The sequence below is a fragment of the Bradyrhizobium sp. IC3123 genome (assembly GCF_020193625.1).
Taxonomy (GTDB): domain Bacteria; phylum Pseudomonadota; class Alphaproteobacteria; order Rhizobiales; family Xanthobacteraceae; genus Bradyrhizobium; species Bradyrhizobium yuanmingense.
Window position 1 is genome coordinate 35872 of sequence record NZ_JADYVF010000010.1, and the last position, 11979, is coordinate 47850.

Below are 11979 nucleotides of genomic sequence, written 5' to 3' on the forward strand. Positions count from 1 at the left end.
TCGCCCCCACCGAATGAGAGCGTCCTCAGACTCCCTCATATGGGGAGGATTAGAAAAGGCACCAATGGACTTGGCGCAACAAGCGCTTTCGGTGATCGTAGGCTGGCGTAGAAAAAGAAAGACTGAGAAACCGATATTTGACGGCTACTTAATCTTATCCGCTCGCCGCGAATTGCTGCTCACCACTCCGCATCATCATCCGCTGGCAGGAGGATGACCGAGTCCTCATAGAGCCGAACTGTCTCGACAGCGTAGGAAACATCGGTCGGCTCGAAGAAGACGATTGAACTTATCCATGAAGCGACGGATCGGCGCCAAGGCAGCGCGAACCAGACCAACGCTGCGATCTGCAGTGCTATGTAGAGACCGAACGCGACTTGATAAGCTTGGACGGGCCTACGGCCATCATTCGCAGACCATTGCTCCAGGATAAGACCTGTCGCGTATTGTGCCAGAAAGGCCCAACCAAAGTGCAAAACGTTCAAGGCGCCGTTCGCACGACCGGCAAGCTCCGGCGGAAAGTAATCCAGTATCACCGCGAAGCTCACCACGGTTGCCGTTCCGACAATTGCGACAACGGACCAGGGCAAGACGGATGGCAGAGGCGCTCGCAAGATCAAAGCAAACTCAGCTGCGATAAATAGCGCTGCAACCAGCGCCAATACTGTTTCCGCCCCAATTCCCCTTCGTTTGATGCAATGGACCGTCATACCGAATAACCAAGCGCCACCGCTAAGTACGATCGACATCATGAAAAGCTGTCTGACGAGACTTGCGCGATCAAGCCCCTCCACGTCGGCCAGCCATAGCGATGCCCACAATCCCTGCAGGGACCAGGCCGATCCAATGCAAGTCGCCGACAACGGGGCCATTCGCCAAAAGCGGCAATCGCCGAAAACGGAGCTAAGGGTCGCGGGGGTTGACGCCATAGACGAGACAATGCCTCGTTCGGGTACCACGACATAGATGAGAGCGGCCGTCACACCGGTGGCCGCCGCCAAGACCTCAAAGAGTTGCCGCCAGCCCATCCAAGCCAGCAGATGTTCGACGGGAGCCGTAGCGGTCACCGCTCCTAGCGAGCCCAGCATGACCATATAGCCGTTCAGCAAGGCAACGCGTTCCCTGGGGAACCAAAGGATCATGGATTTCAGTCCAGCCGTCAGCGCCGCCGCGAGGCCGAGCCCGATCATTGCACGTGCGATCAAAAGTGACAGGAAGCCGGTCGATACCGCAAACAGCCAAGCGCCCACTGCTGCGAGCAAGAGCAAAACACTCTGTACGCGGCGAGGACCAAAGCGGTCCAACGATATGCCGACGGGGATCTGGGCCGCCGCGAAAACAAGGAAATAGACCGACGTAAGCAACCCGAGGTCGGCAGTCCCAAGCCCGGTATCCGAGCTGAGACGACTGGCGATCAAAGCGTTGATCGTACGATACAGATACGAAAGATAGTATCCGACCGCAAACGGGAGAAATACGCGCGCGGTGAGGCGCCATGCCCCGGAAATCTGCATGCTGGCCCCTCTTGCTGTCAGCTGGTGCAAGCCGATAGCGTGACCAGCTTTTCGTCAGTTCAGCTAAATCACTGCGGGCGTAAGTTAGCGAACAAAAAGAAGGGAACGGCGAAACGGTCTTTCTCCATGATTCAATTAAGCTTCTTCGACCGGTTCCTGACGGCGAATATCTTCCGGAATCTCGCGCAGAAAGCTTTGCCCCTTTTGCAAACGGCGCCCTAGCGCCTCGACAAATCCTTCAAAGCGCTCCCTTCCCTTTACTTGCGCGGCCGCCTGCGCGTCGTTGGGCAACGGTGGCGTGATCGTCAGCCAGAAACGGATGAAGAGAGCCAAGGTCTCAGCCGCCAAACCAACGTCACGCTCGAGCCTCTGCATCTGACGCGACAACCGATCCAGGCGCCGGGTAAACGCCGCCTCCCGTCTGTCCGCGCCGTCCGGTGACAAAAATGAAGCGACAGCCGCTTCTACGATCGCGGACCTGGAAAGCTTCTTGCGATCGGCGAGTTCCGAGATCTGTTTCAGAAGCTCTGGCGGAAAATAGACGTTCATCCGGTCGCGCATACTGCTCAGAGCTCCATACCGTCATTAGGGTCCATGGCGACTTGACGGGCGACACCACGGAGCTGTTGGCGTATAACCCGGGACTGCCGGACCGTGTCCTCGTCATCATCAAGAACGGCGGCGAATTCCTCTGCCGGCGTTAGTTCGGTCGTCTCCTTGGCGATCGCGACGTGATCGGGGAGTTCGGGCTCACGACGGAGCCCGCTGTTTGCTGTGTCTTCCTCGGCCTCCGCAGCTTTGGCAGTTGGACCTCCAGTTGGTTTCAGCACTTGGAGCGCTGACCATCCGTCCGTTCGCGATGATCGGCCGGCTGTCCCAGGACCGGGCGGCGGCAGAACCCGCTCGGTGAATCGCCGATCCTCGTAGTAGCGGACCTTGTTCGCCCGGATCGGCGCCGTCCCTGCCACCATGACGATCTCGTCTGCCGGCGGAAGCTGCATGACTTCGCCTGGGGTCAGCAGCGGCCTCGCAGTTTCCTGCCGTGAGACCATCAGGTGCCCAAGCCATGGGTTCAACCTGTGCCCGGCGTAGTTCTTCATCGCGCGCATCTCGGTCGCCGTGCCTAGCGCGTCGGAGACCCGCTTGGCGGTCCGCTCATCATTAGTCGCGAAGCTGACCCGGACGTGGCAGTTATCGAGGATCGCGTTGTTAGGCCCGTAGGCCTTCTCAATTTGATTGAGCGACTGCGCAATCAAGAAACTCTTGATGCCGTATCCCGCCATGAAGGCGAGCGCGGACTCGAAAAAATCAAGCCGACCGAGTGCCGGGAACTCGTCAAGCATCATCAGGACTCGATGCCGGCGGTCGCGGGCGTGCAAATCTTCGGTCAGGCGCCGGCCGATCTGGTTCAGCACCAGGCGGATCAGCGGCTTGGTCCGCGAGATATCGGAGGGCGGCACCACGAGATAAAGCGTCGTGGGACGGCTATCTGCGATCAGATCGGCAATCCGCCAATCGCAGCGGCGGGTTGCTTGGGCCACGACAGGATCGCGGTACAGCCCGAGAAACGACATCGCGGTGGATAGGACGCCAGAACGTTCATTCTCCGACTTGTTGAGCAGCTCGCGCGCGGTCGAGGCGACCACTGGATGCGCACCCTGCTCGCCAAGGTGCGTCGTGGTCATCATGGCCTTCAACGTTGCCTCGATCGGCCGCTTCGGGTCGGACAGAAAGGAGGCGACGCCGGCTAGGGTCTTGTCCACCTCCGCGTAGAGAACATGGAGGATGGCGCCGACCAGGAGCGAATGGCTCGTCTTCTCCCAATGGTTCCGCTTGTCGAGCGATCCTTCGGGGTCTACGAGAACGTCGGCCACGTTCTGGACATCGCGAACTTCCCATTCGCCGCGCCGGACCTCGAGCAGCGGATTGTAGGCTGAGGACTTTGGGTTGGTGGGGTCGAACAGTAGGACGCGGCCATGTCGCGAGCGAAAGCCGGCCGTCAGTTGCCAGTTCTCACCTTTGATGTCGTGCACGATGGCCGAGCCCGGCCAGGCCAGCAACGAGGGAACGACTAGGCCAACACCCTTACCGGACCGAGTGGGCGCAAAACACAAGACGTGCTCCGGTCCGTCGTGGCGGAGGTAGTGCCGGTCGAGCTTGCCGAGCACCACACCATCCTGACCGAGAAGTCCGGCCGCTCGAACCTCATCCAGACCAGCCCAGCGCGCCGAACCATAGGTCTCGACATTCTTGGCTTCACGCGCGCGCCACACCGACATGCCGATCGCCACCGCGATCGAAACAAAGGTTCCCGACGCCGCGATGAAGGCACCCTCGAGAAAGATTTGTGGCGCGTAGGCATCGTAAACGAACCACCACCAGAAGAACACTGGCGGGTAGTAAATCTTGAAGCCCCACAGTTCGAACCAGGGCCGCCCAAGCTCCGGTTGCCAGGCGAGCCGCCAGGCCGTCCACTCGGTTGCTCCCCAGATGGCCAGCAAGACGATCAGGCCGACAACGATCACCTGTCCCCAGAGGATTTTGGTTCCGGACATCCCGAACGCCCTTCCGCAACTGAATTGGAGAGACTGCTAGAGGCCAAGGTCGCGCTTCCGACCAAAACCCCATTCGATGCCACCGCCGTCCTTCACGACGCCGGTGACGTGTTGGCCGAGTTTCTTTTCGAGTTCGCGCGACCAAGGCACGAGCTGGAAGCCGAGCCCGTTATCGATCATGGCGAAGCGTCCTGAGCTGAGCGTCAGCCGCTGGCGATATGTGCCCGCCACATGCTCCCCGGGGTCACGCTTCATGTAAGGGAGGCGCGTGTCGGCCGAGACTTTTGCGGCCACCTCATCCAGTTCACGCCGGCGCAAAGTGTTCAAGAGGTCGCGCTGCAATATGATGCGTTGGCCCTGCCGCCGCGCCAGGCCTTCCTGGATCAGATGCTCGGTACGGGCTTCCATGGCGTCGCGTGTCTCGCGGCCGAAGCCGCCCATGGCGAGCGGCATGGCCTTGCGTTCGACGAGCCTGTGGTCGAGCCAAGTTGCCCCTCTTGCCTTGACCTGACCACCAAGATCGAGATCGGAACGGGTCGCGAGCACCACGGTGGGGTGCGGATCGCCGGGTGGACCGAAACTCCGGACTTCGACGATGCCGCCGACGGGCGGTGCATATTCGAACGCCTCGAGCCCTCGGAAGCGCACGTGGTGCGCGCGTCCATCTGTTCCGTCGATCAGAGCGTAGGCCTCGCCAGTCAGTTCGTCATGCAGTCCACGGTCGACCAGGCGTCCGATAATCTGGGCCGTCGGCTGTCCACCCTCGATGACGAAGTCGGCAACGCCGCGGGGTTCTCCACGCTCGGTAAAGGCGCGGTGCATGGTCTTGATGATGTCGCCGCGCATACCGAGGTCGCGCAAGCTACGCTCGGCCTCAAGCCCGACCATCCATTCGCCTGGTGCGGCGGAGGCAGCAAGGCCCATCTTCTCAAGGTGCTGAAGGCGACCGACCATCAGGCGCCGGATCTCAGGATCGGAGCTGCCCGGGTTCTCGGGGCGAAGATCGATAGTGCCGGTCTCATCGGCCGCCAGCCGGATCTCCCGATCTAGCCGCGTCCACCGTTCAGCTGTGACTTCCCTCTCCAGCGAATTGCGGATCTCCTGCTCTGGTCTTGGTCCCAGTTCGATGGCGACCAGTTCCTCGGCGCGCGCGCGCAGACCTCGGCTAATATAATCGCGGGAGATCACGAGATCCGCCCCTTCCTCATCTATCCCCCGAACGAGAAGATGGACGTGAGGGTTGTCGGTATTCCAATGATCGACGGCCACCCAATCGATCCGCGTCCCGAGATCCGTCTCCATCTGTTTGGCGAGATCGCGGGTAAAGGCCTTCAGGTCGGTCATGTCGCCCGCATCCTCCGGCGAGACGATGAACCTGAAATGATGCCGGTCGTCCTCACAGCGCTCCGCGAAAGCCGCGCTATCGGCACGATCGCTGCCAGCATCGAACATCTCGGCCCGCTCACCACTCCGGGTCACGCCGTCGCGCTTCAGATATGAAAGATGGGCCGTCATTGGCGCTGAACGGAAGGCTCTCCCTTTGTGACGAACCACGCGGGCCTTCACCACGACGCGCCGCGTTGGGCTGAACAATCTGGCGCGGCTAAAGGCGAGGCGCCCGCGGCCAAACGTCGAGCGCCCATAGGCCGCAGAACGCCTGCCAGCCGCGGCCTGGCCCGAGGTGTGTCCCGCTCTCTTCGCCGCCCGCAGCACCTGGTTGATGAAGCTCTTTTGCTTCGGCGCGCGGGTACTGCGGATGCGCCCAGGCCGAACGCGCAAGTCGCTGTCGCGCACGCTCACGGAAGGGCCTCCCAGGCATCAAAAGCATGCACGGTGCCGAAAACGCCGTTGATTGCATTCATCAAAATGCACGGCGCGGCACGCGTCCCGACCGACCGGCACGCCAGAACCCATGCCATGCCAATGGCTTGCGGTTCGACCGGCGAGCCCCTTTTATCTCGCCGTCCTGCCGTCGTGGTCTCCCGGTCGCCGGTTCCCCAAAGGGCCGCCGCAAGTTGCCAGCCAACTCGCGGAGCCCCCACTGCTTCCGAGCGCTTGCGATAGCGATCGTTACCCGAAGGGCCGAGACACCCGAAGGGTGGCTCGGTGAGGAGCGAAGCGACGAGTAGAGCGCGGGCCGAAGGCATCGCCCATACGCCACCAGCTTGTGAACCCACACACTTGGTCATTGCGACACTTCCGAATCCGATCGAGGGACGAACACGCCGATTGGCCGGGGGACCATGGGCGAAACATCGGGCGCCGAGATTGCGGTCGTGACACCGCTGGATGGCATGAGCGCCGGCAACCGATCGCTCGTTTTCGTGAGATTGGCTCGCGCGACGAATAGCGTCGCAGCTGCTGATGACTGTCGGGTCGACGTCCACCTCGGCGGCAGTTCGATGGCTAGCAGATTTGGAAGCTTTGCGACGTATGCTCGCGTCTCGTCTGGCAAAGAGCCGCCTGCGAGATGCTCTTCATAGCGGGATGGTCCCGCGTTGTACGCGGCAAACACGCCAGGCGAGCCATACCGATCGAGCAGTTCGCGTAAGTACGCCGTACCGGCCAGAATGTTATCGTGCGGGTCGTATGGGTCGTTCCCGAGATTGTAGCGCTCGCGAAGTTCCGCCCAGGTCGCCGGCATGATTTGCATCAGGCCCATTGCGCCTTTTGGCGATCTGGCGTGCACGTCACCAGCACTCTCGACGCTTTGCACTGATCGGATCCAGTTCGGCGCAATCGCAAAGCGTTGTGAGGCTTCATTGATGAAACCGGCAAATGAGTGAGCGGTCTGACTGATCGCCGGCTGGGCGGCTGATCCGCTCTGGGCCAAAGCAGCACTGTCACCGGCGGTCAGAAGAAGCATCAGGGGCACGACAGCGCAAACACGCGTGCCCAACCGACCAAAGGACGCGGTCGGGCTCGCGCCAGCCTTGCAGACATCGATCGAGACGACGGAATGATCCCACAATCGATCGAGCAAGGGAATGGCAAGGAGAACACCTCGAATACGCATGATTACTCCTCCCACGTCCATACCGGCATCGCACGGCCGATCACGCTAGACGCCGGAAGAAATCCAAAATACCGGCCATCAAGAGAGTCGTCCGACTGCCAGTTCATCAGAAACAGCTCGCCGTCGCTAACGACGCGGCAGCCCTGCCATTTCGGCAGCGGCCTGCCCCGTCTGTCGTGATCCTTCGCCTCGCCCACCGCGACATCGTCGACCGAAATCGCGAGGCCGGTTCTGCAAACACTTTGCCCCGGAAGGGCGAGCACGCGCTTCAGCATGGGGACGCCGATGGGTAAATAGCCGTTCAAGTCGAGGAAGGTCGCGAGCGGCTCCGGCGGCTGCACGGCGACCAAATCAGTGACTTGGAATTGGTCTGCCGGTCGGAGGCGGTAGAGACCGATTGGCACGCTTGCGGATGCGTTCCAGATGTAAAGCGGAAGCGGCTCCAGGACGATCGTCGCGATGAGCGCAGCAGCGACACCAAACGTGGTGGTCAGCGTCTTCATGCGGCCCGTCATCGCATGATCCTCTGACGGTGAAGCCAAGCCTGGTGGCGCGCTTTCGTATACGGGCGCGGGTTTTCGTTAACCGACAGGCGGTTATGAACGTGATGCCAATGATCGGGCGCGACATCAGCAGGATCGATGCCGAGTGCCTCAACGGCATCGATCATTTGCAGCACTCGTTCGACCTTCGGCCAGCCGGACAGACGCAGCAAAATCTCTCCGCCGGGCTTCACATACGGCACGGTCGAGCAGCGCTGTCCCGGAGCGACTGCGCGCAAGATGTCGATCCGCGAAATGATTGCCCCAAAGTCGTTGGAGGTCCATCGGGCGAAAGCAAAGATGCTGCCCGGCGCAAATGACAGGACGCGCCGATGGCGCTCAAGCTCCCTTTCCTTGACGACACGACCGAACCGAATCCGGTTTTCGATACGCTTGTCGAGCCACAGCACTTCTACTTCGGTAAGATCACTCATACCGCCGCTCCCCTACGCTCGACCTCGGAGCCGTTCGCTTCGACGGCCGGGAAGTGCGTGTACGGCTTGTGAAGGCCAGCAGGGCGAACGGGCCGGCTTTGCCGGCCACCTCCCAAGCGCTTTGCGGCCTGGTCCGTTAGAAGAAATCCGAAGGATTTCTGGTTAGTAAAGTTAGAGCGGCCGGAAAGCGCAGAGAAACAAGCCTTTAAGGTCGATTCCGGTCCCCGATAGCACGAGGATCGGGTCCCCGATAGCACGAGGGTTGCGGTCCTCGATAGCACGAACTGATTCACAGGTTGTCCTCCGAATTTGGAATGAGACCGCGCCGGCGCAAGCGTGCCGTCAGGGGATCAACAGGCGTTGGCGCGAAGTTCAGCCGCTCGATGCCGTTCAGATCCCGTGTGAGCACGAGCTGATAACCGGGCAATGTCTGGCGCTGGACGATCTGACGTACGTCGTAAGCAAAGTGCTTGAGCGGCGAGAGGATGCCGGACTTGGCATGGAGGTGTGCAAGGTCAAAGCTCCAGCCATCGTCCTGCCGACCGCCGTGCTTGCGCACAAGACGATAAAGCCACCGCTCAAGTCCGCCGGTGAGCTCGAAATAGGCGCGGTCGATCGTCAGCACGAGCGCGTCGTCGATGACGCCGGCATAGAACCAATCCGGCAGGATCAGCTCGAGCCCGAATGGGCGGCCATTTGCATCCGCCGTCTCCTTCCACTCGTTTATCCAGGAGAAGCGATGCCGTCGTCGTTCCATCGGCTGGCGGATCGACGTCAGCACCGTCGTTGACTGAAGTCTGTCGAGGCCCGCCTTCAGACGGTGATAGTCGCGTGCGCTGGTGCCGCGGCCAACGAACGTTAGAATCTCGTATGGCGTTGCAGCCATCAGACGCGACGTCTTCAGGCCCGCATCCCGGGCTTCGACGATCTGAGACGCGGCCCAGATCAGAACGTCTGCATCCCAAATGGTCGCCATGCCGTGTTCCGGAACAGCTTCGACACGAATTGAGATCGCACCTGCGCGGAAATCGATCGGCACAATCCGCTTCGTTTTTGCGAGCGAGAAGAACGGATAGGCCATCAGATCCTGCGCATCTCGCGGCGCGAGATCGCCGGGCAGCGCCCGAAAGAGCTCAAGCTGGCCGCGCTCGGAATGGTGTTTGCGCCGCATGGTCACTGCTCTCACGCGGCTATCAGCGACGTTCCTGACCTGCATAGGGACGCAGGGCCGGATGCTTCTTGGCGGGCAGCACGGTCCCCTTGCCGGGATCGGATGTCGAGGTCTTGGCGCCGCGGTCGGCCCACGCTTTCAGGTCATCGACGGCGTAGACGACACGTCCGCCAATCTTCCGATATGTTGGTCCGGTGCCGTACGTGCGGTGCTTCTCCAGCGTGCGACCGGAGAGGCCGAGGTAACGCGCGGCCTCCGGGGTACGCAGGAAGCGCGGGGGTAGACCGGCCATCGGATCGGGCATTTGGGGACTCCAGGATGACAGCGCACCACGGATGGCGGCGCTAGCGTGTGTGCGGCCATCATGGAGGAGCAGGTTCTCGGAGGGGGATGCCGAATATGGAGGGAGCGGTTTTCGGCACGCCTTGGGAACGACGCTACCCATCCCTGCGCCCGGGCCGCAGAATTTTTTGCGGTGACCACCGCGCATCAACGCGAGGCCGGCTTGCACCAGGCGGATCGTTCGATTACGCAGTTCGTGGGTCTTCTAAGCGCGATCGGGGACGCGGTTCTTGCCGGACAGGCGCCGAGTAAGAGTCGCCCTTGCTCAGTCACCCATTTGGCACGAGCAAGATGACTCTGATATGCGCGCCGCGCACGGTCCGGCTCTCGGTCGGACCACTTGAGCCACTTCGCCCCAGTCCGCCCCCTCACCGCCGGCCGTGCAGAAGGCGAACGTACGTGACGACATGCTGTTCGTTATAGGCCGTCAACGTCGGCTCGTTCGGCGCACTGTCAGCTACGTCTGGATCTGGGGCTCGCTCCTGCATCATACCCGCTTTTAGAACGCCTATAAGCTACGCCATGGTCTCCGATGCGCGTTGGAATCCAGGATAGCCCTTGGGTAGACACACGGCCGAGCTCGGTCGCGCACGTAGCGTCGTCACATCGATAGCATGTTCGGACACGAATAGAAACGATCGTTGCTAGAACGATCGTTCCGGTCAGTTTCCCATATCGCCATGGATCTCAAGAGATCATGGCTGTGACTCTGCGTCGGAAACGCCATGATCTACAAATGACGCAGGAGGAGCTGGCCGAGCGTGCGGGTCTAATCGCCGTTATGTCGGCGCCATCGGCGACGCATCAGCAAGCGATACCGTGCTCGGGCAGATTGCTGAAGCATTAGGGGGCAAGCCGGAAGACCCGCTCAAAAGGGCTGCGCGGCTTAGCAAATCGTAATCCGCACCTCAGCCCGGGCGCGAAGTGCCCCGTCCGGCGAACCGGGCGGGGCTTGATTGAGCGAGCTTACTCACCGTTCTTACGCGGCCGCGACCAGAGGAGCGTGTAGCCTTCGCCGCTTTCGTCCTCGAAGAGGTTCGCATAGATCGGAGCGTTGAACGAGGGGTCGTCGAGCTTGAGTGAGAGGTAGTCGCGGCCTTCCTCGGAACGCTTCGACCAGGCTGCGCCGATCTCCGCGCGCCCCACATAGATGCGGTGGCTGGGGGCGTTGTCGTTGGACCGGTTGGTCTCGGCGACGATGCGGACGCCCTTGGCTTGCAGGCTCAGGGTGACAATCTCGCCCTGGAAATCGTTGCCGACCTTCTTGAAAGAACCGATGTTAGCCATGTCACTTCTCCTGTTGTGTTTCGAGCCCGCGACCACCGCGGCCTCGATGGCGATCTAGGGGCGAAGACGATCGGCGACGCACCCGCCCGCGGGCCGGAGCGCAGCGGAGGACGCCGTTGTGGCGACTTTCTTGACTCGCGAGGAATGGGCGAAGCCCAGGGGAAGAAAGTCGCATCAACGGCGTTGCGGCTCAGACGATCGAGGCGAAGCCGGTCTTCGGCCAGATCAAGCCATCCATGAGGCCACGTGCGTCGGCGTGCTGAACCGCAATCTCAGGAGAAGACATGACTCATATCGGCTTTGCTGAACAAGAGGTCGGAACCATTCAGCGCAGAAAGAGAAACAATTTTCTGCAAAGGGCGGTATCGTCTCGCACGAATGGATCGGCGCAACACCGCTCCGCCGCGGCTGCGTGGGCCAGACCCGAACGCCGGCGGCTTGATCGAGAGCTCCGAGGCGGACTGCCTCTCCCGCGCTCGATCGCTCCCGTTCAGCGCGCCGATCTATGCGAACCTGTTCGACGATGAAGGAGGTAAATGGTCATCTCTCAGGCCTTCCGGCCGTAAGAACTGGTTAGGACGGACTCTCCACCACCCTACCCGGCTCGAACGGGCGGGTCTCCGCCGGAACGATCAAGCGCGTCCATGACGTAACGCCAATGCAAACCGCGCCCAGGCAAGCGAAGACTTCACGCCAAACCAACGAAGGCACCCCAATCTGGGACAGGGCGAACACCACATGATAGCCGGCAACGGCGGCGGGAATAGCAAATGCTGTCGCGATCGCGATGCGCAAAGCCAAGGACCGGGTAATTGCGACGGCGACTTGGCCGAGGACGAGCGTCAGCGCACCGCCGGCCGTCGCGATAAGTACCGCACCAATGAGGCCGGCGCCGCTCCGAAACGTAGTCATTCCGATACTGAGAGCGACGAAAAACGGCAGTGCATACACAGCGATCGCAAAGATCGCCCAGCAGAACAAGCCGATGCCGAGTGTGTTGATGGCAAGCCCAAGGGCAAGCATGGTGGTGGCTCCATGTGCATAGATGTACCAGTCGCGCCTTCCACCACCACCACGGCGCAACTCTGAACATGAGACGGAAAGGAGGCGGAGTTGCG

Annotated in this window: 11 protein-coding genes and 2 pseudogenes; 1 reads left to right on the forward strand and 12 read right to left on the reverse strand. The window is 61.3% G+C overall.

All coding sequences use genetic code 11. From position 1 onward, the window contains the following. Positions 1-179 precede the first annotated feature (179 nt). From I6F20_RS27255 to I6F20_RS27300, 10 genes and pseudogenes are all read right to left on the reverse strand, one after another. On the reverse strand, positions 180-1514 hold the full coding sequence (locus I6F20_RS27255; protein ID WP_225128616.1) for an MFS transporter: 1335 nt from the start codon (positions 1512-1514) through the stop codon (positions 180-182). A gap of 135 nt (positions 1515-1649) precedes the next feature. Further along, complete coding sequence (locus tag I6F20_RS27260) at positions 1650-2075, reverse strand: ribbon-helix-helix domain-containing protein (protein WP_225128617.1); 426 nt, start codon at positions 2073-2075, stop codon at positions 1650-1652. Positions 2076-2080: 5 nt separating this feature from the next. Beyond that, a complete protein-coding gene (locus I6F20_RS27265) occupies positions 2081-4069 on the reverse strand; it encodes a conjugal transfer protein TraG (protein WP_225128618.1) in 1989 nt (662 codons plus the stop codon). 36 nt (positions 4070-4105) lie between these two features. Further along, on the reverse strand, positions 4106-5869 hold the full coding sequence (locus tag I6F20_RS27270) for a DUF3363 domain-containing protein (protein ID WP_225128619.1): 1764 nt from the start codon (positions 5867-5869) through the stop codon (positions 4106-4108). A 385-nt stretch (positions 5870-6254) separates the two neighbouring features. Continuing rightward, the gene (locus tag I6F20_RS27275; RefSeq protein WP_225128620.1) at positions 6255-7085 is read right to left on the reverse strand and encodes a lytic transglycosylase domain-containing protein; all 831 of its coding nucleotides are present in this window, start codon (positions 7083-7085) and stop codon (positions 6255-6257) included. A gap of 2 nt (positions 7086-7087) precedes the next feature. Then, on the reverse strand, positions 7088-7600 hold the full coding sequence (locus I6F20_RS27280; protein WP_225128621.1) for a S26 family signal peptidase: 513 nt from the start codon (positions 7598-7600) through the stop codon (positions 7088-7090). Next, positions 7597-8061: a DUF2840 domain-containing protein gene (locus tag I6F20_RS27285; protein ID WP_225128622.1), complete on the reverse strand. Its 465-nt coding sequence runs from the start codon at positions 8059-8061 to the stop codon at positions 7597-7599. The genes I6F20_RS27280 and I6F20_RS27285 overlap by 4 nt, the downstream gene beginning before the upstream one ends. A 289-nt stretch (positions 8062-8350) precedes the next feature. After that, positions 8351-9232: a replication initiator protein A gene (locus tag I6F20_RS27290; protein WP_225128623.1), complete on the reverse strand. Its 882-nt coding sequence runs from the start codon at positions 9230-9232 to the stop codon at positions 8351-8353. A 22-nt stretch (positions 9233-9254) separates the two neighbouring features. Beyond that, a complete protein-coding gene (locus I6F20_RS27295) occupies positions 9255-9536 on the reverse strand; it encodes a helix-turn-helix transcriptional regulator (RefSeq protein WP_008561544.1) in 282 nt (93 codons plus the stop codon). A 281-nt stretch (positions 9537-9817) separates the two neighbouring features. After that, positions 9818-10062 (reverse strand): annotated as a pseudogene (locus I6F20_RS27300) (DUF2285 domain-containing protein); the annotation flags it as partial. A gap of 209 nt (positions 10063-10271) precedes the next feature. On the opposite strand from I6F20_RS27300, the pseudogene I6F20_RS27305 reads away from it, so the two are divergent. Then, positions 10272-10474: pseudogene (locus I6F20_RS27305) on the forward strand (helix-turn-helix domain-containing protein). Between the two features lie 66 nt (positions 10475-10540). On the opposite strand, the gene I6F20_RS27310 reads toward I6F20_RS27305, so the two are convergent. Beyond that, positions 10541-10861 carry a DUF736 domain-containing protein gene (locus tag I6F20_RS27310; protein ID WP_128948358.1) on the reverse strand — a complete coding sequence of 107 codons (321 nt, stop codon included), beginning with the start codon at positions 10859-10861 and terminating at the stop codon, positions 10541-10543. 573 nt (positions 10862-11434) lie between these two features. Beyond that, the gene (locus I6F20_RS27315) at positions 11435-11884 is read right to left on the reverse strand and encodes a hypothetical protein (RefSeq protein WP_225128625.1); all 450 of its coding nucleotides are present in this window, start codon (positions 11882-11884) and stop codon (positions 11435-11437) included. Positions 11885-11979: the final 95 nt, after the last annotated feature.

What these genes read in the sequence shown, in the direction of transcription:
- I6F20_RS27255 (WP_225128616.1), bottom strand. Translation starts at nt 1,514, where the DNA reads ATGCAGATTTCCGGGGCATGGCGCCTCACCGCGCGCGTATTTCTCCCG.
- I6F20_RS27260 (WP_225128617.1), bottom strand. Translation starts at nt 2,075, where the DNA reads ATGCGCGACCGGATGAACGTCTATTTTCCGCCAGAGCTTCTGAAACAG.
- I6F20_RS27265 (WP_225128618.1), bottom strand. Translation starts at nt 4,069, where the DNA reads ATGTCCGGAACCAAAATCCTCTGGGGACAGGTGATCGTTGTCGGCCTG.
- I6F20_RS27275 (WP_225128620.1), bottom strand. Translation starts at nt 7,085, where the DNA reads ATGCGTATTCGAGGTGTTCTCCTTGCCATTCCCTTGCTCGATCGATTG.
- I6F20_RS27280 (WP_225128621.1), bottom strand. Translation starts at nt 7,600, where the DNA reads ATGACGGGCCGCATGAAGACGCTGACCACCACGTTTGGTGTCGCTGCT.
- I6F20_RS27285 (WP_225128622.1), bottom strand. Translation starts at nt 8,061, where the DNA reads ATGAGTGATCTTACCGAAGTAGAAGTGCTGTGGCTCGACAAGCGTATC.
- I6F20_RS27290 (WP_225128623.1), bottom strand. Translation starts at nt 9,232, where the DNA reads ATGCGGCGCAAACACCATTCCGAGCGCGGCCAGCTTGAGCTCTTTCGG.
- I6F20_RS27295 (WP_008561544.1), bottom strand. Translation starts at nt 9,536, where the DNA reads ATGCCCGATCCGATGGCCGGTCTACCCCCGCGCTTCCTGCGTACCCCG.
- I6F20_RS27310 (WP_128948358.1), bottom strand. Translation starts at nt 10,861, where the DNA reads ATGGCTAACATCGGTTCTTTCAAGAAGGTCGGCAACGATTTCCAGGGC.
- I6F20_RS27315 (WP_225128625.1), bottom strand. Translation starts at nt 11,884, where the DNA reads ATGCTTGCCCTTGGGCTTGCCATCAACACACTCGGCATCGGCTTGTTC.